General features: G+C 41.4%; 20 protein-coding genes. 18 read left to right on the plus strand and 2 right to left on the minus strand.

All coding sequences use genetic code 11. From position 1 onward, the window contains the following. Positions 1 to 83: 83 nt before the first annotated feature. The 9 genes from BET01_RS08460 to BET01_RS08500 all read left to right on the plus strand — a co-directional run bounded on the left by BET01_RS08460 (position 84) and on the right by BET01_RS08500 (position 8,571). On the plus strand, positions 84 to 749 hold the full coding sequence (locus BET01_RS08460) for a class I SAM-dependent methyltransferase (protein WP_120196364.1): 666 nt from the start codon (positions 84 to 86) through the stop codon (positions 747 to 749). Between the two features lie 14 nt (positions 750 to 763). Then, the gene (locus BET01_RS08465; RefSeq protein ID WP_243117162.1) at positions 764 to 1,327 is read left to right on the plus strand and encodes an ABC-2 family transporter protein; all 564 of its coding nucleotides are present in this window, start codon (positions 764 to 766) and stop codon (positions 1,325 to 1,327) included. After that, positions 1,239 to 1,901 carry a hypothetical protein gene (locus tag BET01_RS08470; protein WP_147422799.1) on the plus strand — a complete coding sequence of 221 codons (663 nt, stop codon included), beginning with the start codon at positions 1,239 to 1,241 and terminating at the stop codon, positions 1,899 to 1,901. Before BET01_RS08465 ends, BET01_RS08470 begins: the two co-directional genes overlap by 89 nt. Before the next feature lie 553 nt (positions 1,902 to 2,454). After that, positions 2,455 to 3,933, plus strand: coding sequence for an RICIN domain-containing protein (locus BET01_RS08475; protein ID WP_158585007.1), 1,479 nt, complete (start codon positions 2,455 to 2,457; stop codon positions 3,931 to 3,933). Positions 3,934 to 4,290: 357 nt separating this feature from the next. Beyond that, positions 4,291 to 4,860 carry a GNAT family N-acetyltransferase gene (locus tag BET01_RS08480; RefSeq protein WP_120196368.1) on the plus strand — a complete coding sequence of 190 codons (570 nt, stop codon included), beginning with the start codon at positions 4,291 to 4,293 and terminating at the stop codon, positions 4,858 to 4,860. A 73-nt stretch (positions 4,861 to 4,933) separates the two neighbouring features. Continuing rightward, positions 4,934 to 5,554 (plus strand): peptidase C39, encoded by a 621-nt coding sequence (locus BET01_RS08485; protein WP_120196369.1) that lies wholly within the window; start codon positions 4,934 to 4,936, stop codon positions 5,552 to 5,554. Between the two features lie 172 nt (positions 5,555 to 5,726). Then, complete coding sequence (locus BET01_RS08490) at positions 5,727 to 6,215, plus strand: RNA polymerase sigma factor (protein WP_120196370.1); 489 nt, start codon at positions 5,727 to 5,729, stop codon at positions 6,213 to 6,215. Next, the gene (locus tag BET01_RS08495; protein ID WP_120196415.1) at positions 6,205 to 7,161 is read left to right on the plus strand and encodes a DUF4825 domain-containing protein; all 957 of its coding nucleotides are present in this window, start codon (positions 6,205 to 6,207) and stop codon (positions 7,159 to 7,161) included. Before BET01_RS08490 ends, BET01_RS08495 begins: the two co-directional genes overlap by 11 nt. Before the next feature lie 171 nt (positions 7,162 to 7,332). Then, complete coding sequence (locus tag BET01_RS08500) at positions 7,333 to 8,571, plus strand: [Fe-Fe] hydrogenase large subunit C-terminal domain-containing protein (protein ID WP_120196371.1); 1,239 nt, start codon at positions 7,333 to 7,335, stop codon at positions 8,569 to 8,571. 208 nt (positions 8,572 to 8,779) lie between these two features. Here BET01_RS08500 and BET01_RS08505 read toward each other — a convergent pair whose 3' ends face one another. Next, the gene (locus BET01_RS08505) at positions 8,780 to 9,391 is read right to left on the minus strand and encodes a GNAT family N-acetyltransferase (RefSeq protein WP_120196372.1); all 612 of its coding nucleotides are present in this window, start codon (positions 9,389 to 9,391) and stop codon (positions 8,780 to 8,782) included. Further along, positions 9,381 to 9,965 (minus strand): TetR/AcrR family transcriptional regulator, encoded by a 585-nt coding sequence (locus tag BET01_RS08510; RefSeq protein ID WP_120196373.1) that lies wholly within the window; start codon positions 9,963 to 9,965, stop codon positions 9,381 to 9,383. The genes BET01_RS08505 and BET01_RS08510 overlap by 11 nt, the downstream gene beginning before the upstream one ends. Before the next feature lie 242 nt (positions 9,966 to 10,207). Here BET01_RS08510 and BET01_RS08515 point away from each other — a divergent pair, with 242 nt between their 5' ends. From BET01_RS08515 to BET01_RS08555, 9 genes are all read left to right on the plus strand, one after another. Further along, positions 10,208 to 11,185, plus strand: coding sequence for a hypothetical protein (locus BET01_RS08515; protein WP_147422800.1), 978 nt, complete (start codon positions 10,208 to 10,210; stop codon positions 11,183 to 11,185). A 15-nt stretch (positions 11,186 to 11,200) separates the two neighbouring features. Continuing rightward, entirely contained in the window at positions 11,201 to 12,493 is a 1,293-nt protein-coding gene (locus BET01_RS08520) for a 4Fe-4S dicluster domain-containing protein (protein WP_120196375.1), read from the plus strand. 24 nt (positions 12,494 to 12,517) lie between these two features. Beyond that, the gene (locus BET01_RS08525; RefSeq protein ID WP_120196376.1) at positions 12,518 to 13,021 is read left to right on the plus strand and encodes a GreA/GreB family elongation factor; all 504 of its coding nucleotides are present in this window, start codon (positions 12,518 to 12,520) and stop codon (positions 13,019 to 13,021) included. A 19-nt stretch (positions 13,022 to 13,040) separates the two neighbouring features. Further along, the gene (locus tag BET01_RS08530; protein WP_330512611.1) at positions 13,041 to 14,390 is read left to right on the plus strand and encodes an MATE family efflux transporter; all 1,350 of its coding nucleotides are present in this window, start codon (positions 13,041 to 13,043) and stop codon (positions 14,388 to 14,390) included. Beyond that, positions 14,383 to 14,994, plus strand: a complete 612-nt coding sequence (locus BET01_RS08535) for an HAD family hydrolase (protein WP_120196378.1) — start codon at positions 14,383 to 14,385, stop codon at positions 14,992 to 14,994. Before BET01_RS08530 ends, BET01_RS08535 begins: the two co-directional genes overlap by 8 nt. A gap of 36 nt (positions 14,995 to 15,030) precedes the next feature. Then, positions 15,031 to 15,915, plus strand: a complete 885-nt coding sequence (locus BET01_RS08540) for a DNA glycosylase (protein ID WP_120196379.1) — start codon at positions 15,031 to 15,033, stop codon at positions 15,913 to 15,915. Positions 15,916 to 16,076: 161 nt separating this feature from the next. Next, complete coding sequence (locus BET01_RS08545; RefSeq protein ID WP_120196380.1) at positions 16,077 to 17,153, plus strand: ABC transporter ATP-binding protein; 1,077 nt, start codon at positions 16,077 to 16,079, stop codon at positions 17,151 to 17,153. Continuing rightward, the gene (locus BET01_RS08550; protein ID WP_120196381.1) at positions 17,150 to 18,016 is read left to right on the plus strand and encodes an ABC transporter permease; all 867 of its coding nucleotides are present in this window, start codon (positions 17,150 to 17,152) and stop codon (positions 18,014 to 18,016) included. Before BET01_RS08545 ends, BET01_RS08550 begins: the two co-directional genes overlap by 4 nt. A gap of 10 nt (positions 18,017 to 18,026) precedes the next feature. Next, positions 18,027 to 19,397 (plus strand): GldG family protein, encoded by a 1,371-nt coding sequence (locus tag BET01_RS08555; protein ID WP_120196382.1) that lies wholly within the window; start codon positions 18,027 to 18,029, stop codon positions 19,395 to 19,397. Positions 19,398 to 19,408: the final 11 nt, after the last annotated feature.

A 19,408-nucleotide genomic window follows, 5' to 3' on the forward strand; every position in this document is an offset into this window, starting at 1 on the left:
CATACAAATGTGGATTGATCAAAAATATAAAAAACATATTGGTAAGAGAGTTGTAAAGCATGCAAAACCATGGAGGTAAGTTGATGCCATTAGAAGAAATGAGTAAATTTTTTGAAAATCGCTTAGAGGGGTATGAGGAGCATATGATTTCCAATGTAATAGGTTACAAAGAAGCATGTGTAAAATTGCCGACTTTAATTTCTAGTCGTTGTGAGCGATTATTGGATCTTGGTTGTGGAACTGGTTTAGAGTTAGAGAATGTATTTAAAGCTTTTTCACATATTCAAGTGACAGGCATTGATCTAACTCAGTCCATGCTGGATAAATTACAGGATAAATACAAAGGTAAATCCCTTCAACTAATTTGTGGAAGCTACTTTGATGTTGAACTGGCAACTGAATCATTTGATTGTGCAATTTCCTTTCAAACCATGCACCATTTCTCTCATGAAGCTAAGATAGGGTTGTATAAAAAAATATGTAATTCTCTAAAGCCTAAGGGTATGTATATTGAGTGCGATTATATGGTGGAAACACAGGAAGAAGAGGATTATTTTTATCGGGAGTACTATCGTTTTATGAAAGACATGGCTGTTTCTAACGAAGAATTTTATCATTACGACACTCCTTGTACCTTGGGCAATCAGATAAAGATGTTAAAGGAGGCAGGTTTTATAAAAGTTGATAAGGTTTTTAAGATGGACCATACTGTCATGATTATTGCTGTTAAATTGGCACCTTTTCTATGATTAATGCAATTAACATGTTTGTATATTTCTTTGGCATCAATGGCCTCCCGCAGAAAATTAAGAGCGGTGACATGGATCTGTATCTTACAAAGCCAGGAAGCCCTTTACTTCGAATGACATTTGAACGAATAAATCCTGGTTCACTTCCTCTTGTGGGTATGAGTGTTTTGATCATTGTTTATGGAGTACATGTGCTGGATGCCCCTATCTTAGGGGGAGCCATAGCAAGCTATATTTTCTGGTTGATATTAATGACCATATTATTTTATGAGATGGAAGTAATCATACGGTCGGTTTGCTTTTTCGTCCTATCCAATGCAAATATAACCAGGATTGAGGAGGCCGGGTTGGAATTGTGTATGAAGATCCCGGGGATTGTCTTTTACGGGGGATATAAATTGCTCTTTTGTTGCATCTTGCCATATGGTATTATGGCTACAATACCAGTTCAATCGCTAATTGGAGAGTTAAGTGTATTGGGAGCTGTATATGGGATTTTTATTACCGCCTTTTTTACAGTTGTTACAAGGGTTGTTTGGAAATGCGGAATTCGGTGTTATAATAGTGCTAGTTCATAAGGGAGAGTGTCTGTTTGACCATTGGAACTTTGATTTTTATGCGGAGAATCCACAGATAAAATCACCTTCTAAAAAATATAGGGATTTGCCAGTTGAAAAAAGGTTGAGATCAGTAAATGTTTTATTTTCCTTTTTGAACCTGGTAGCGGAAAAGAACTATGTTGGAGTTGATTTTTACGATGGAAGTATGATGTATGATTTTGATACTGATACCACGACTATTTGCGACATCGACTTTTTTCGGGAGAAAACAACGATAAATGATATGGGAGAAAATTATTGGGGAAGCAAAAGGTTAAAGGCGCCAGAAGAATACATACTTAATGAGACGATTGATGAGAGGACGAATGTATTTACCTTGGGGGCTATGATATTTCATATTTTCGGAAGTTTTACGGAAGAGGAAATAAAGATACGGTATAAGTGTCGTTGCTTTTTGCCGTGTTCTATCGAACAGTGGGAGTTGGATGAGAAAGCGTATGAGGTATTGCTAAAAGCAGTTGCACTAAAACCAGAGGAACGATATCAGACAGTGAAAGAATTTCAGGAAAAATGGGAGCTTCTTTATAGATAAAACAGATAGGAACTTCTAGATTTTCCTAGCCAATAAATAGTTTTTGTTAACCTTCAAACTGATGTGATAAAACGGCTCAGTTTGGAGGTTATATTTTTAAATAAAAGGGTTAAGTCTCCCCAAAAGACGATCCGAAAATTATTTCGTAAACTTAATGAGGAGCATTACTTGACAACTTTAAAAACAGATTTATAATGAAAGTATAGGCATAAACAATTGGGACAATGACTTGCCCCATGATTAACTACATAGTTTTCAACCGCATGCTGCTTACTTATGGTGTGAAGTATCATTTTCCGTCTTAATGGACAGGCAATCTTTTAAAAACCTGCTCATAAACATAGGGCACCCTCCTCTCTTTCGTCTGACATTCTTATGCCCTTAAAGTTTCTATCTCGTTTATTTTAACCAATCCACATATTCCGTTTCCAACGAAAAATAAAGGTATTACGATTGAGGCTAGTTTGTACTAGTATCTATGATTAGACTTTGCGCCAACGAACCTCAATGTGGAATAAGTTATCTAAAATACAATGAAGAAAGGGGTAAAGAGATGAAAAAGATTGCAAGAAAGGTTTTAAGTGGGGGACTGCTGCTGTTACTGTTATTATTTGTCTTTGTTAATCCGAATCCGGTGAAGGCCTACGGGCCTTCCACCATGTATACAACGCCGGCAGGAGCGCCAGCACCGGGAGTTTTGTATGCCAGGGCCATGCAGACAAGCAGTGGAAAGATGTATGCAACGTTTGAACAATACACCACCGGAGCATCTGCGTTTCCTATTTTTGAAAGCACCAACAACGGTGAGACTTGGGCAAAGGTTGGTGATGTAAAGGATACTCATAAGGGAGTGGGTATGAGATGGGAACCCCAATTATATGAGTTGCCCCAGGCAATCGGCAATATGCCTGCCGGAACCCTCCTTTGTGCTGGGCTTGTACTGCCTTATGACCGTTCCTTCTGCGAAATAGACTTATATAAGAGCAACGATGCGGGAAGAAACTGGACCTATGTAAGTACAATTGCAGAAGGCAAGAAAGCGAATCCTGGAGATGATCCAGTTTGGGAGCCATTTTTAATGGTTGCTAATAACAAGCTTATCTGCTACTACTCAGACGAACGGGATACGGCCCACAGTCAAAAATTAGCGCATCAGACAACAACAGACGGCATTAACTGGAGCAGTGTGGTGAATGACGTTGCACTAACAGCCACAGGACAGAGGCCAGGAATGGCATCAGTGGCCAAAATGCCGAATGGAAATTACATAATGACATACGAAATTATTGGTAATCCTGGGGGTGCATACTATAAAATCTCATCAAATCCAGAAAGCTGGAATCCAACCGATGCAGGAACTTGCTTTGACCCATCGGGAAGTGGACCATATTGTGTTAATTTAAATGGAACCATTATTTTAAGCAGTGGAGGTAATAGCAAGCTGTATACAAACACCAATAATGGGGTTGGAGCTTGGTCGCAGATCAATAGCATTGTTGGAGCATGTTATTCCAGATGTATTGTTCCACTCAGCAACGGACGTTTGTTTGTAATTGGAGCAGGCTGGAATGGTTCTGGATTAAATAGTGTTACCTATGGCGATATGCCTGTTTCCACGACAATAGATACTTTTGTTGCACTTACAAACCGGGCAACTGGGTTATGCATGGATGGATACGGCTCTACCACAAATGGCTCCGACTGCAAACAGTATGCCAAAAATAACAGCAATAATCAGCAATGGGTCCTTGAGCAGTCCGGCAGTTATTATATGATCAGAAACGGTGCCACAGGATTATACTTAGATGGTATGGCCCGTACCGCTAACGGCTCTGTCTGTGGTCAATGGAGTAGCAGCGGAAGTAACAATCAGAAGTGGGTCCGGGAAGCATCAGGTGACTACTTCAAGTTTAAAAATGTTGCAACGGGATTATATCTGGATGGCACGGGTTCAACGACCAATGGGGCTAATTTATACCAGTGGTCAGGCAGTACAAGTAATAATCAACAGTGGTCCATCGCAACCCCTTGATTGCCAGATAAGAAGTTATGATTTTACATAAGTAAATGTATTTATAAAAGGGGAATTCTGAATTTTGGCAAGTAAAGAGTTTCTTATAAATATGTTTCAATCATAGAATCTAAGAGATGATAGGATTAATTATACCTATCGTCTCTTTTTTGTAATGGTCCGTCCCCTGATCTCACCATAACAAAGACTCCTTGTTCCTTAGGAAAGGTCTGTGTTTTATGAGAGATACCCCATTTTATTTGACAAACAAGGACCGTGGAAATATAATAGTGTACAATTACCTGACAGTCATACCATAGAATAGCTTTATATCCATGCAGTTCAGGCACAAATCATGGATTCGGAAGGGAGCAAAACATGAATCATTTAGGAACTGTTGTGTTAGAAACCGAACGTCTTATCTTACGCCCGTTTCGTTTAACGGATGCAGAGGATATGTACAGGAACTGGGCAAGCGATGTTCAAGTGACGAAATTCCTGGGTTGGCCTATTCACGAATCACCAGAAGCATCAAAGACTGTGATTCAAGGTTGGATCGATCGATACGAAGATCCAAGGAGTTATGACTGGTGCATTGAGTATAAGGAAAATCATCAGGCCATTGGCAGCATTGGAGTGGTTTTCTGGAGTGAAAAAATAGATTCCGTTGAAATTGGATACTGTATGTCACAGGAGTATTGGTTTAAAGGAATTATGGCAGAAGCGTTAAAGGAGCTCGTACGCTTTTTCTTTGAGGGCGTAGGCTGTAACCGCATTGAAGCCAGGCATGATCCAAAGAATCCAAATTCCGGTAAGGTCATGAAAAAGGCTGGTTTGCGGTACGAAGGCACCCTCATTGAGGCAGGCAAGAATAACTTGGGAATTTGTGATCTTACTATATATGGAATTACGAGAAAGATGTACGAAGAAAGTCGCATCACCAGATAGGTACATCTAATAAAGAAACTACATATTACAAGAGTTCAGTTGAAATACAACTAGAAACGAAAGGGAATGATCCATGAAGAACCCGCTGAATTATCAGGTGACGGAATACGACTGCGGCCCCACCACATTGTTTAATGCAATGAGCTTTCTTTTTAAACGAGAAGAAGTGCCGCCCGATATTATGAAACACATTATGCTGTTCTGCCTTGATGCTTATAATATAAAAGGTGAGTTTGGGAAAAATGGGACTTCCCGCATGGCCATGATGTTTCTAAGTGACTGGTTCAACCAGTTTGGTAAGGTGAAGAAGTTTCCCATATACAGCGAATATTTAACGGGGAAAGAGGTGTATGTGGGAGAGAACAGCCGGATTATGTACGCTCTTCAGCAGGGGGGTGTTGTGGTAGCTCGGGTTATGTATGGATGCTGGCATTATGTGCTGATTACGGGAGCAGATCAAAAGCAGGTTTATTTATTTGATCCCTATTTTAGAAAGAAGCCATTTCATAAGCCGGAGATTAAGCTCATTGACGATATGCCATGCAGCAGAAATCGAAGTGTTTCCTGGGATATGTTAAACAGTACAGGAAAGGGATTTTATGCCCTGGGCCCCTTGGAGATAAGAGAAGCCACCATATTATTTAACCGAGATACCCAGAAAAAGGCGGCGGATACCATAGAATATTTTATTTAAAGATGCAATGGAAAAAGGAGTTTTGCAGGTCCTATTATAAGGGATTGCAAGGCTCCTTATTTTTGTTTACTATGACCCTGAATATTAGGTATAATAAAGATATTGTTATTTTTAAAATAGTTTGTAACGAACCGGTGGATTTGGGCACTTATTAACGGAAAGGATGAGTGACATGGATTCAATGGATGAAATATATCGCAGGCATTCCAAGATGATATACTATTTTTTGTTATCAAAAGTGAATGACCCAGATCTTGCGGAAGAATTAACTCAGGAGACCTTCTACCAGGCTTTAAAAAGCTTTCATACCTTTGAAGGAAGAAGCAGTGTGTCTACCTGGCTGTGCGGAATCTCAGGCCATGTATACCAAACATGGTGCAGAAAACAGAAATTTACGGTTGAACTAGACTCGGCGGCAGAAGTGGCCCAGGATACGCCATTGGAGAAAACCGTTTTTCTGGAATGGGATAGTAAGGAGATATTAAAGCACCTGCATTCTTTAAAGGATCCCATGAGAGAAGTAATGTATCTAAGGCTCATAGGGAATCTCTCTTTTTTGGACATTGGAGAGATTATGGAGAAAAGTGAAAACTGGGCAAGAGTTAACTTTTACCGTGGGAAAGAGAAAATAATTGAGGAGGTAAGAAAAAATGAGAAATGAGATACCTTGTGAAGTCATAGAAGATTTGCTTCCATTGTATGTAGATAATTTGACTCAGAGTGGAACCAATCAAATCATAAAAGAACATTTAAAAGAATGCGAGAGCTGTCTTATAAAGTATGAAAATATGACAGGCCAGATGGGGAAAGAAGAGCTTAAAGAGGAAGCTCCACAAGCAGAAATAGATTATTTGAAAAAAATCAAGCGTAAAAACCAGAATAAAATTGTCCTTGCTACCCTATCTACGATTTTAATAGGAGCTGCTATCATACTTGCAAAGGTCTTTCTAATTGGATCTCCGATTGGGGATTACCAGACAATAGCGGAGGCAGCAGGTGGAAAACTAAGGATAACAGGGGAAATTAGCGACACAAGCAAGGCCTTTCGCCGTTATGAAATCAAAGACGGAGCGCTGGTGATTTATGGGACCCGTTCTTCGTTCCTAAACCATAGGAGACAATTTACACTGGAGTATGAATTAAACCAGGGTGACATTTTGGTCAATGGAGATCTGGTGAAAGCCGATGGAACCATTATAACAGAAAAGGCCCAAAACCTTTATAAACATAAAAATCCATACGTTGGCGGAATGCCAGGCAATGCAACCTTGGCAGGTATTCTGGAAATATATCCAAACCTGGGAAGCTTCACAAATGAGCTTCAGACATCATATGAGCCATATGGCTGGACGTTGCGTTTTGAACATGAGGTGCTTCCTTCCAACCAGATGAAATTTGACTCCATGATGGAATCCTATGCAACAGTCTTATTGGCATTAATCGACAACTGCGGTGGAATCACCTGGACGTATCAAAGCGGAGATGAGAGCGTAAGTAGAACCTTTACTTTGCATAACGCAAATGAAAGGGTTGAACAGGATGTGAAAACATTTTCAGTCAGTCCCGAAAGAGTCCAAGAGCTTTTAAATTTATTAAATATTAAGTAGGTCAGAGGCATTTATCAACCTCTCAGAAACTGTTTTTTCTTGAAAGAGTAGAGATGAATGGTATAGCATGGATGGAAAAAAGGTATTATAATGATGTTGTGCTATCAATGTCTGAATTCATACGAGGTACAATAGGAAAAAGAAAAACAGCATACATGCGGGAGGTATTTGATGCAGACATTTAAGGAGTTGTATGAAAGTACGGTTAAATCAGTATTGGATGGGGAATCAGCCACACCAGAGGCAGGAGATTACGATCCCTATCACCTGGATTGTCTGTTAAATCCAGAGAAAAATCCCATTGTAATAAGAACTGGGAAATGTACCTGTTCCAAGAAAGAAAAATGTGACTGCCTGGAGCGTTGTCCTTTTGGAGCTTTGAGCATGGGAAAAGATGGAGTTGAAGTGGACCCAGAGTTATGTTTGGGGTGCGATAATTGCATCGAAGGGTGTGCCAAGGAAAAGCTTACTGCTAGTACAGATATCATTCCAGCTCTAAAAGCGGTCAGAGGCGCAAAAGGACTTGTTTATGCCATGATCGCACCGGCATTTTTAGGCCAGTTTACAAAGGACGTGACTCCTGGTAAACTACGAAATGCCTTGAAAGAAGTAGGATTTGATGGAATGCTTGAAGTTGCTTTGTTCGCAGATATTTTGACCTTAAAAGAAGCATTGGAGTTTGACAAAAATATTATTAACGATGGAGATTTTCAATTAACAAGCTGCTGTTGTCCTATGTGGATTGGCATGATTCGTAAGGTATATCATCAGTTGCTTCCTCATGTGCCTGGTTCTGTATCTCCTATGGTAGCTTGTGCCAAGGTTGTGAAAGCGCTTCACCCAGATGCCATGACCATATTTATAGGTCCTTGCCTTGCAAAGAAGGCAGAAGCAAGAGAAAAGGACCTGGTGGGAATTGTTGATTACGTACTTACGTTCCAGGAAATAAAAAATATATTTGATGCTCTGGGAATTGATCCTGCTTCTATGGAAGAAAGCGAAAAAGATCATTCCTCAAAAGCGGGAAGAATTTACGCCAGAAAAGGTGGAGTTAGTGAAGCGGTAGAGCTTACCGTAAAGGCCATCGATCCTCATAAGAAAACAAAGATAGTAACCAAAAAGGCTGACGGAGTTCCAGCCTGCAAAAAAATGATACAAGATATTATGGATGGAAATATCGAAGCTAATTTCTATGAAGGAATGGGCTGCGTCGGTGGCTGCGTCGGTGGTCCAAGGGCAATCCTTGACGTGGAACACGGCACAGAGCTGGTGAATGATTATGGAAATAATGCCACCTATCAGCACCCGGCGGAAAATCCTTATGTGATCGAGCTTTTACACCGATTGAATTTGGATACTATAGAAAGTCTACTGGAAGAGACCGATTTGTTCAGCCGTAATATTACCTGATTATAAAGTTTGAGACAATAAGGTGCCGTAAAATAGCTGATAGATAGCTGCTTTGCGGCACCTTATTTCTTTTCCCATACAGCGTCCAGCTTCTAGATGTTTTATTCCAAGATATTGTTATAAGGACTTATTTGTTCCTTAGCTTTTTCCAGACAGTTTGTAGCCCGGTTATTTTCTTATAGAAATCGTTCCATGTGATATGAGCAGACTATAGAATGTCTTTCTCCATATGATAAAAAATTTGAAAGCCAGCTCTTTTTGTAAAGAGTGACAGATTTTCTTCCTTCACGACCCGGAACCCCATCCGTTCATAAAGCTTTTTCGCCAATGGATTTGTATCCACCACCTCTAAGATAACTTTCTTTTTGCCTGAAAATTTGGCATATTCAAAAGTCTTATTCAAAAGACTTGACCCAATACCAAGACCTCTTGCCTGTTCTGAAACCACCAAAGGATCGATGTGAATCACATCTGGATCAGTCTCGCCGTGGATCAACCGCATAACAAAGTAAGCCAAATATCTCCAAAGAGAAGAAAATCCGGAAAAGGCTGACCGTAAGGATTGGAAGGAGATTGGTGCGTAATACCCGGTTCCTTTTTCCAGTCCAATAAATCCCAATACCCGGTCTCCGCTTAATGCATAAAAACCGCTTTTAAATCTTATGCTTCTGCTAAGTACTTTAACGGCACGCTTTTCATCCTTTGTAAAGACCCATAGCGAATGAAACTTCTTTGGAAATGCCTTAAAAAACAACCTGGCGGTTTCCTTCTTTTGTCTTGGAGTTAAACTGTTTGTAATCGTAAGCGAATTAATGTCCATAGGAATCTCCTTTTTTATTTACATTTAAAAAACCATTTAAAATAGTATCAGTTAGAATTCCGGCAGCATCATTTTTTGCCATATTTCCCGAATGGATCTCTTGCCAAGCCACGAATAGAAGGTTATAGATGGTAGTCAGCATCCACTTCTCCGGAAGAGAATCCTTTAAAAGACCTTGCTTCTTCCAACCCCTGATGGAATCCATAAGGACTTTTTTTAGTGCGGCTTCCCGAAAGGCCACTTCAGGATTTTCATCCACAGAAGCTGCATAAGCCAGAAAATAAATCTTATCTCCAAGAGGAATCAACTTCTGAAATAATTCCATAAAGGAACGGTTAATATCATTTTCATAGAAGGTGATTTCTTCCATGGAAGACTCCACCAATTCAAGGGCGTGAAATGCAATTTCCTCAAGGAGCGCTTCTTTTGAAGAAAAATACCTGTGGAGTGTGGCAATTCCAATCTTTGCGTAGTCTGCGATTTCTTGTAAGGTAGAAGTTGGTTTTAAAGACAATTGTTCCGTGGCAGCTTCTAAAATAACACTGTGTTTGTTGCTCTTACCTTGATTTTGCATGTTAGGTCCTTTGATATTATTATAGTTTAAGTGATAGATAAATGTATCATTAAGTATATAATGATACCAAGTGCATGGGATTGTCAAGTGGTAAATCAAAGTTTATAAAATAATAATATCTACATCAATAGGTTCCGTTCTAGGAAGTTCCATTGTTTTGTAACTTGCATTTCCTCTTGTAAAAATGTAAAATAATAAGGTATGCATGGACAAGATCTGAGATCCAAGGAAAGGAAATGGGTATGACAACAGGCAGAATGAATCAGCTGGTGATAATGGTGAACTTATGCAGCAGCGTAGTGGAAGGAATTGAACACCTCATGTCCAACCAGGAAAATAAGCGTTTGAAGGAGGATACTGTCTCCGGATTAATGACTCTGGTGGGAAACCTAAAGGAGATGAAGGCAGATAAATCCGTGACCCATGAGACCAGATGGATGGCAGAGATTATAAAAAACTGGCTGTTTGTCTATGACCAGGAATTCAAGGACAGACTGTACCGGTGGTATTTTACAACATTGAAAGAAATACGGAACTTAATGGCAGAGGAATTAGAAACTTGTCCAATCTGTTCAGGTAAAGGGGTTCCCCATTACAGTGCCGTACTCTATATGGAAACAGGAGAGCAGGAAGAAACTGTTTCAAAGCCGGTACGAATCTTTATGAAATGTGAAGAGTGCGGAAATTATTATCTTGCAAAAGATGAGAGGAATTTTTTAAAGGAATATAAAGAACATAGTAGGACGAAGGCAGGGTGTGAAAGACTTCTTAAGGATGTCAGTAGTTTTGCCCCAGAAGGCTCTTTGTTGTTTATTGGAGATAAAAAGAGTCAATTATACAAAGAGGCAGAAAAGACAGGATATACCTTAAAGGCAATTACCCTAGAAGAATCTGAGGGTCATAAGGGATATGAGAAATATTCCGTTGTAATCCTGGATCATATTCCAAAGACAAGGGATGTGAGAACCGTCTTAACCCGAGCGGCGGAGAGACTGACGGATGATGGAGTCTTGTGGTTTGACGGGCCAGATTTTGAAAAAACGCTTGCTAGTCTAGAGAAAAAAGGAACTCCTATCTGGAGACGAGAGGCTTCGGAAGTTTGCTTTACGGAAGAAGGAGTGGATATTTTAGCACAATCTTGTGGGCTATCTATTAAATCCTATCGTCGTGTGGGAACGGCCTGGGGGCGTATAGAAGTCATTGCCAAAAAATTAGTCTGAAAGAAGGAATGAGATTTGGGTCATCTGACAACCCGGGATGCTTATTTAAATCTAAGCGACCGAATTAACTGGTTTACACAAGGGGCGCCAGAGTCAGAGACGCTTTATAAAATTCTTCAGGTTTTGTACACGGAAAAGGAAGCCAAATGGGTATCCCTTCTTCCGGTACGTCCATTTACGGCGAAAAAAGCCGCTAAAATCTGGGGAACGACAGAATACCGTGCAGAAAAGTATCTGGTGCATTTATGCGAGAAAGCATTATTAGTGGATTCCTGGCACGATGGAGTACACAAGTTTGTAATGCCACCGCCTATGGCCGGATTCATTGAATTCGCACTGATGAGAACCAGAGGAGACATTGATCAGAAATACTTAAGCCAGCTTTACTATCAATACATGCATGTAGAAGAAGACTTTATCAAAGACCTGTTCTTTGCCACGGAGACAAAGCTTGGACGAGTCTATGTTCAGGAGCCGGTGCTTACCAATGAAAAGACGAACCATATCCTGGATTATGAAAAGGCCACACATATAATCGAAGAGGCTGAGTACATCGGTCTTGGACTTTGTTATTGTCGTCATAAGATGTCCCATGCCGATCACCCCTGTGAAATCGATGCTCCCTGGGATGTATGTCTGACCTTTGACAACGTGGCAAGATCGCTATCGGAACATGGAGACTATACAAAGCTGGTTTCAAAGGCAGAAGCATTAGACGCATTAGAACGTTCTTATGAAAGCAATCTAGTCCAGATCGGGGAAAATGTAAGGGAGCGTCCGGCGTTTATGTGCAATTGCTGCGGCTGTTGCTGTGAAGCATTACAGGCGGCCAGGAGATTTAGTCCGATGCAGCCTGTGGCAACTACTAACTATATCCCTCATATTTCAGCGGAAGGTTGCGTGGGCTGCGGAAAATGTGCCAAAGTATGCCCAGTCCTTGCCATATCTATGGAAGAAAAGGAAGACGGGAAAAAGCGGGCAGTTCTGGATTCGGAGATTTGCCTCGGCTGTGGAGTTTGTGCCAGAAACTGCAACTTTAAGAGTATTGAGATGATGAGAAGGCCAAAGCATATTATTACACCGGTTAACAGTACCCACCGTTTTGTGCTCCAGGCCATTGAAAAGGGAACATTGCAAAATCTGGTATTTGACAATCAGGCATTTGCAAATCACAGGGCAATGGCTGCCTTGTTTGCGGCGATTTTAAAGCTTCCACCTTTGAAGCAGGCACTGGCAAGCAAACAGTTGAAATCCATTTATCTGGATCGGTTATTATCCCATTCGAATAAAAAGCCTTCAAAAGATTAATTAAAAGAAAAAGGAAGCGATAACGTGTTTGATAAAATAACGGAAAATGATATCGGGAAAATGAAGGAAGAAATACGCAACAGAAAGCTGGTGGTCCGTAAGGAAGCTCTAGAGGCGGTAAAAGAGGCAAGAGCCCATGGTGATCTGAGCGAAAACTTTGAATACCATGCGGCTAAAAAGGACAAGAACTTAAATGAGAGCCGAATTCGCTATTTAGAGGGCATGATTAAGACAGCTCAGATCATCACCGAGGATTCTAAGGAAGATGAAATCGGCCTTTACAATACGGTGGATCTATATTTTGAAGACGATGATGAAGTAGAAACTTATAAACTAGTTACCACGGTCCGGGGAAACTCCATAAAAGGGCTGATCAGTTCGGAATCGCCTCTTGGTAGGGCTGTTATGGGCCACAAGGTAGGTGACAGGGTTTTTGTTAAGATCAGTGACAAAGCTGGATATTATGTGGTTGTAAAACGACTAGATAATACGAAAGACGATGGCAGCGATCAGTTAAGAAGCTATTAGCAGCCCAGAGGATACTATCATGATGAAAGATATGACAAAAGGAAACATCCCCAAACAGCTAATCGGGTTTTCCATTCCTCTGGTTCTTGGCAATTTATTTCAGCTCACCTATAATGCAGTGGACTCTATTGTAGTGGGGAAATTTGCAGGTGAAAAAGCTCTGGCAGCAGTGGGAACTGGTAATCCAGTGATGAACATAATGATACTTGGCATTACAGGTATCTGCATCGGAGCTTCCGTTTTAATGAGTGAGTTCTACGGATCAGGAAAATATGACAGGTTAAAGAAAGAGGTTTCCACCATCCTTTTATTTGGCACCTATTTTTCCCTGGCAGTAGCCATTTTGGGGGCTATATTTAGCGGTAGCATCCTTGGGCTTTTGCAGGTGCCAGAAGAGATTATGAAGGATGCAGTCATCTATCTAAGAGTTATATTTCTTGGAATGCCCTTTACCTTTTTTTACAATGCCGTGGCATCAGCTTTAAGGAGTGTTGGAGATTCCAAAACTCCGGTCCGCTTTTTGGCGTTTGCCTCTGTCTTAAATGCAGTACTTGATCTGCTGCTAGTAGGTGTATTTGGCATGAGTGTTTTTGGCGCCGCCCTTTCTACGATTATTGCAGAGGCAGCTTCTGCTGTCCTTTGTATCTGGCATGTTTACCGTAAGGTGCCACTTTTACGGCTTGGCAAACAGGATTTTCGTTTGGACCGAGACTTATTAGGGCTTACGTTGCGACATGGTTCCATTACAGCCTTGCAACAGTCCTGCCAACCCATAGGAAAGCTTTTGATTCAGGGAATGATTAACCCTTTGGGAGTCAGCACCATTGCTGCATTTAATGCGGTAAACCGGGTGGATGATTTCGCATTTACCCCAGAGCAGAGCATTGCCAGTGGAATGATGACCTTTATCGCTCAAAACCGGGGAGCCGGGAATAAGGAGCGAGTAAAGAAAGGGTTCCGTTATGGACTTTTCACCCAGTTTGGTTACTGGGTGATCATTTGTGTTGTGATCTTATTATGTAAAGAGCCTGTCATGAGGCTTTTTGTATCTGAGGGTGACACAGGTTTGGTACCTTTGGGCAGCAAGTATCTGGGGCTGATGGCATTTTTTTATCTGATGCCTGCATTTACAAACGGTCTGCAGGGATTTTTCCGTGGTATGGGAGATATGTCCATTACCCTTATTTCCACGCTGATTCAGATTTCAGTCAGGGTGGTGTTTGTATCCTTACTGGTTCCAGTTATGGGACTGACAGGCGTTGCATTCGCTTGTCTGGCTGGTTGGAGTTGTATGTTACTTGTTGAGGTTCCTTATTATTACTGGTACAAGAAAAGAAGCAAATTACTACAGGAGAAAACAGATGATTAGAAACATTGTATTTGATATGGGAAGAGTGCTTGTTGATTATGAAGGAGATAAAGTCTGCAAACTTTATATCGAAGACGAGGCAGAGCGGAGAGCGGTAACAGCCACGGTTTTTGATTCCCAGGAATGGCTGCTTTTGGATATGGGCCTCCTGTCGGAAGAAGAAGCCCTAAAGAGAATGCAGGCTCGTTTACAAACGGATCACGCCAAAGAGATGGCGGCTCTGTGTTTTCATCAATGGCACGAAGTCAATATGAAGCCAAATGAGGAGATGGGTAATGTTGTAAGGGATCTTAAGAACCAGGGCTATGGAATCTATCTTTGTTCCAATGCTTCTGTTAGGCTTCTCACCTGCTATCAGATGATTCCCGGTATTGAACATTTTGACGGAATTTTGTTTTCCGCAGAGGTGAAATGTATAAAGCCTCAAAAGGAAATGTATGAACACTTCTTTGAGCGGTTCGATTTAAATCCAGAAGAATGCTTCTTTATCGATGACCTACCAATGAACATAGAGGGAGCCAAAGCCTGCAAAATGGACGGATATTGTTTTGCAGACGGAGATATTGGTCGCTTGATGGAAGTTTTGTCCCAGCTAAATGCGTAGCAGGGGCCCAGGTAAAGCTAAGGAGAAATACATATTATGTACCGGATTCAGATAAACCATATGGATTTGGATCAGATCGCAAGGTCTGGTCAATGCTTCCGCTTTGAGAGAAAAGAGGGGCCTTTAGACATCTTTTCCATAGCTGCAGCTGGGAATTATGTAGAAGCAGTAAAAGAAGAAGACAGCTTTTTGTTTTCCTGCGAGGAAGAGGAATTTCACCGTTTTTGGGCTGGATATTTTGATCTGGAAGCCGATTACGGAGGCTATAAAAGCCATGTTGATTCTGAAGATGCCTACTTAAAGGAAGCGGTAAAATGGGGCTGGGGCGTGCGGATCTTAAAACAGGATCTTTGGGAAATCCTCATCACCTTTTTAATCTCTCAAAATAATAACATTACCCGTATCCGAAACAGCGTGAAAAAGCTTTGCTCCCAGTTTGGAGAAGAAAAACAGGGAAAGGGTCTTACTCTATTGGCTGATGGTAGTTTTATGGAAGAGGAACGTATTTATCATACATTCCCCTCCCCCCAAGCCTTAAAAGCGGCTGGTTCTATCGGGCTATCTAGTATGTCCCTTGGTTACCGGGATAAATATATCTTATCCGTAGCGGAATTTGCCAGTGAGCCAGAAGGAAATGCATGGCTGATGGAACTTTTAGAGGCGGATTATAATAAAGCTCATGAGATGCTTTTAAAACAGTATGGCATTGGGAAAAAGGTAGCGGATTGTGTCTGTCTCTTTGGTCTCCATCATGTGGGAGCATTTCCAATCGATACTCATGTAAAGCAGATTTTAGAGAGCCATTATCCTCAGGGGTTCCCCTTGGAGCGGTATCACGGGTATGCAGGAATCCTGCAACAGTATATGTTCTATTATAAATTAAATCATGTGCAGACAAAAGAGTCTGTTCCATCCCTATAAATGCCTGGGCGGCTGTTGCTGCCTGGGCATTTCTGCGTCTTTTGTCGAAATAGTTCATACTTTTTACACACAATCAACAAAACTATATCACACATTTTTCACAATTCCCTTTTAATCTAAAGAAGAGCGCAAAAAGCGAGATAGAACAGGAGGAGAAAGAGTTGATTGAAGTCAGAAACCTGGTTAAGGATTACGGCGGACATCTGGCAGTAGACCATCTAAACTTTACGATTTATGATGGTCAGATCTATGGCTTCTTAGGGCCAAATGGAGCTGGAAAATCCACCACAATGAATATTATGACAGGATACATAGGTGCGACTGAAGGGGATGTGTTAATCAATGGTCACAACATACTAGAAGAACCTGAGGAAGCGAAAAAGTGCATCGGTTACCTTCCAGAACTTCCGCCATTGTATGTGGATATGACCGTAGAGGAACAGCTCATATTTGCTGCAGAATTAAAAAAGATTCCGAAAAAAGAAAGAACACAAGCAGTCTTGGAGGTCATGGAACTTGCTAAGCTTACAGACGTGAAAGGTCGTTTGATTCGAAACTTATCAAAGGGCTATCGGCAAAGAGTGGGGCTTGCCCAGGCAGTAATCGGATTTCCGCCTGTCATCGTATTAGACGAACCCACCGTAGGACTTGATCCCAAACAGATCATAGAAATCCGGGATACCATTAAGGAACTGGGAAAGAACCATACCGTAATTTTAAGCTCCCATATCTTATCCGAGGTCAGTGCGGTATGCGACCATATCATGATCATTGACAAAGGGAAACTGATTGCCAGTGACACTCCAGAGAATTTAGAGCGTCAGATGGCAGTGGCTTCTGGTATGGAACTTCTTATTAAGGCGTCCAGAGAAGAGGTTGAAGCCACGTTGAAAGCCATTTCCCAGGTAGATACGATCGCTGTCTTAGAAAGTGGTGAGGAAGGAATCTGTAAGGCATTAGTAAGTTTTCGAAGTGGTGAGGACGAGGAGGAAGAAGATATACGGGAGCGTATCTTCTTTGCTTTTGCAGATAAGAGATTGCCTATCTTGTCCATGCAGTCTCAAAAGGCTTCTTTGGAGGATGTGTTCCTTGAACTTACAAAAGATGGGGAACCAGCCAGTGTGAAGGATCTTGATGAGCCAGAGGATATCCAGGAAAACATATCAAAGAAGGATGATGCAATTGGGAGTCATACAGATGCGGAACAAGAAGAAGGAGAGGGGGATCAATCAGAATGAGTGCGATCTATCGAAGAGAACTTAAATCCCATTTCCAGTCCATGACGGGATATGTGTTCATAGCCTTTATGGTGCTGTTTATCGGAATTTATTTTATGGCTTATAACATGATGAGCGGCTATCCGTATTTTTCCTATACTCTTTCTGGTATGGTTACCATCATTATGATTGGGATTCCGGTACTTACCATGAGAAGTTTTGCAGATGACAGGAAGACGAAGACGGATCAGCTCCTTTTGACCGCCCCTGTGTCTGTTACCAAGGTGGTTTTAGGAAAATACTTTTCCATGGTCACTGTATTTCTGGTACCAGTCCTTCTTACCAGTGTGTGCCCCCTTATCATTCAGATGAACGGCACGGCACACCTAAAGGCAGATTATGCCTCTATGCTGGCATTCTTTCTTCTTGGCTGTGTTTACATTGCCATTGGTATGTTACTCTCATCTTTGACGGAAAGCCAGATCATTGCGGCTGTCGGGACTTTTGGAGTCATATTACTTCTGTTGTTATGGCCAAATCTGGTGGGATTTTTACCGTCCAGTGCATCCGCATCTGCCATAGGCTTTTTGATTCTATGGACTCTATATGTTAGTATTGTGTACCGTATCACCAGCCATAATCTTCTGGGGATTGGTTTAGAGGCAGCAGGGGTACTTGCGATTGTAGGAATTTTTTTTCTAAAAAGAAATCTTCTTGACCGGGCGCTAGTCAATCTTTTGGAGAAAGTATCCATCACCCAGGTATTCCAAAATTTTGCCAGTCATTACATCTTTGACGCAGGCGGTCTGATTTCTTATATCAGTATTATATTTGTGCTGATATTTTTGACCGTACAGTCCATAGAAAAACGCAGGTGGAGTTAGGAGGATGGAAATGACCAGAAAATTTAAAAAAGGCGGATATACGGCAATTCTTTCCGTCATTGTAATCGCAGCCGTAGTCGTATTGAATATGATTATTGGCCGCCTTCCGGAAAAAGTGCGACAGTGGGACATGAGCAGCAGTCAGATCTATACCCTAGGAAAGACCACAAATGATCTGGTTAAGGGCCTTGATAAGGACGTGACCATTTATGTAGTGGGCGATCCTTCTGCTGTGGATAAAAGGATCACCAGCTTTGTAAAACGCTACGAGGATTTATCCTCTCACGTTAAGGTGGAGACCTTGGATTCCGTTCTTCACCCAGATCAGGTAAGTAAATTAAAGGCAACGGATGACTCTTTATTTGTTAGCTGTGAAGCTAACAACAAAACAGAAGCAGTTCCATTTAGTAGCATTATAAAAATGGATCAAGCTTCCTATTATAGTTCCGGTCAGATAAAGGAAACGGAATTTGACGGAGAAGGTCAGCTTACCAGTGCCATTTCCCATGTGACCAATGATGTGGAAAAAAAGATCTATGTAACGGAAGGTCATAAAGAGGCTACATTTGGAGCAACGGTTTCCGATATGCTGAAGAAATCAAACTTGACGGTAGCTCCTTTAAACCTGCTCACAGGAGGCAGCATTCCAAAAGACTGTGAACTTCTTCTTATGAATGCCCCAGAATCGGATTTGGCCGCTGATGAAAAGAAGATGGTCTCTGATTATTTAAGTGGTGGCGGAAATGTAATGATTCTTGCAGGATATTCAGAAACGGATCGCCCAAATCTAAACGAGATTATCAATGAATTTGGTCTTAATCTGGAAAACGGACTTGCCGCTGATACCAAGAACTTTTATCAGAATAACCCTTATTACATCTTCCCTACCTTTCCTGCTGGAAATGAGCTGACACAGGGAACGGACGCAAAAAGTGCTTCTTTGGTTCTCCAGTCTGGCGCTATGACTCAGTTAACTACGTTGCCTCAGGGCGTGGAAGTCACTCCATTTATGGAAACAAGTGAGGGTGGTATGTTGGTAACGGCTGATAAGCAGACAAAAGGTACGTATCTTTTGGGAGCAGTTGCAAAGAAAACAATGGATTCTGGCGCTTCACGTTTGACAGTCCTTACCACACCATCTTTGATTGATGAGGGCGTAAATACCAGTTTTACTAATTTAAATAACATGAATATTTTCATGAATGCAGTGACTGCAAACTACCCGGATGTCACGAATGTTTCAATCCCTTCCAAGAGCCTTGATGTGGGATATAACACGGTTACCAAAGGTGGCTTATGGGGCGTAATATTTGTCTTAGTAATTCCAGCGTTGACCCTTGGTACTGGCCTAGTTATCTGGCTAAAGCGCAGACGACTGTAAGAGGAGGGGTA

Origin of the sequence: Lacrimispora algidixylanolytica (genome assembly GCF_003609635.1) — a bacterium.
In the GTDB taxonomy this organism is placed as follows: domain Bacteria; phylum Bacillota; class Clostridia; order Lachnospirales; family Lachnospiraceae; genus Lacrimispora; species Lacrimispora algidixylanolytica.

What these genes read in the sequence shown, in the direction of transcription:
- BET01_RS08550 (WP_120196381.1), top strand. Translation starts at nt 17,150, where the DNA reads ATGAGTGCGATCTATCGAAGAGAACTTAAATCCCATTTCCAGTCCATG.
- BET01_RS08510 (WP_120196373.1), bottom strand. Translation starts at nt 9,965, where the DNA reads ATGCAAAATCAAGGTAAGAGCAACAAACACAGTGTTATTTTAGAAGCT.
- BET01_RS08460 (WP_120196364.1), top strand. Translation starts at nt 84, where the DNA reads ATGCCATTAGAAGAAATGAGTAAATTTTTTGAAAATCGCTTAGAGGGG.
- BET01_RS08535 (WP_120196378.1), top strand. Translation starts at nt 14,383, where the DNA reads ATGATTAGAAACATTGTATTTGATATGGGAAGAGTGCTTGTTGATTAT.
- BET01_RS08485 (WP_120196369.1), top strand. Translation starts at nt 4,934, where the DNA reads ATGAAGAACCCGCTGAATTATCAGGTGACGGAATACGACTGCGGCCCC.
- BET01_RS08500 (WP_120196371.1), top strand. Translation starts at nt 7,333, where the DNA reads ATGCAGACATTTAAGGAGTTGTATGAAAGTACGGTTAAATCAGTATTG.
- BET01_RS08540 (WP_120196379.1), top strand. Translation starts at nt 15,031, where the DNA reads ATGTACCGGATTCAGATAAACCATATGGATTTGGATCAGATCGCAAGG.
- BET01_RS08555 (WP_120196382.1), top strand. Translation starts at nt 18,027, where the DNA reads ATGACCAGAAAATTTAAAAAAGGCGGATATACGGCAATTCTTTCCGTC.
- BET01_RS08470 (WP_147422799.1), top strand. Translation starts at nt 1,239, where the DNA reads ATGGGATTTTTATTACCGCCTTTTTTACAGTTGTTACAAGGGTTGTTT.
- BET01_RS08505 (WP_120196372.1), bottom strand. Translation starts at nt 9,391, where the DNA reads ATGGACATTAATTCGCTTACGATTACAAACAGTTTAACTCCAAGACAA.
- BET01_RS08515 (WP_147422800.1), top strand. Translation starts at nt 10,208, where the DNA reads ATGACAACAGGCAGAATGAATCAGCTGGTGATAATGGTGAACTTATGC.
- BET01_RS08530 (WP_330512611.1), top strand. Translation starts at nt 13,041, where the DNA reads ATGATGAAAGATATGACAAAAGGAAACATCCCCAAACAGCTAATCGGG.
- BET01_RS08495 (WP_120196415.1), top strand. Translation starts at nt 6,205, where the DNA reads ATGAGAAATGAGATACCTTGTGAAGTCATAGAAGATTTGCTTCCATTG.
- BET01_RS08465 (WP_243117162.1), top strand. Translation starts at nt 764, where the DNA reads ATGTTTGTATATTTCTTTGGCATCAATGGCCTCCCGCAGAAAATTAAG.
- BET01_RS08480 (WP_120196368.1), top strand. Translation starts at nt 4,291, where the DNA reads ATGAATCATTTAGGAACTGTTGTGTTAGAAACCGAACGTCTTATCTTA.
- BET01_RS08490 (WP_120196370.1), top strand. Translation starts at nt 5,727, where the DNA reads ATGGATTCAATGGATGAAATATATCGCAGGCATTCCAAGATGATATAC.
- BET01_RS08475 (WP_158585007.1), top strand. Translation starts at nt 2,455, where the DNA reads ATGAAAAAGATTGCAAGAAAGGTTTTAAGTGGGGGACTGCTGCTGTTA.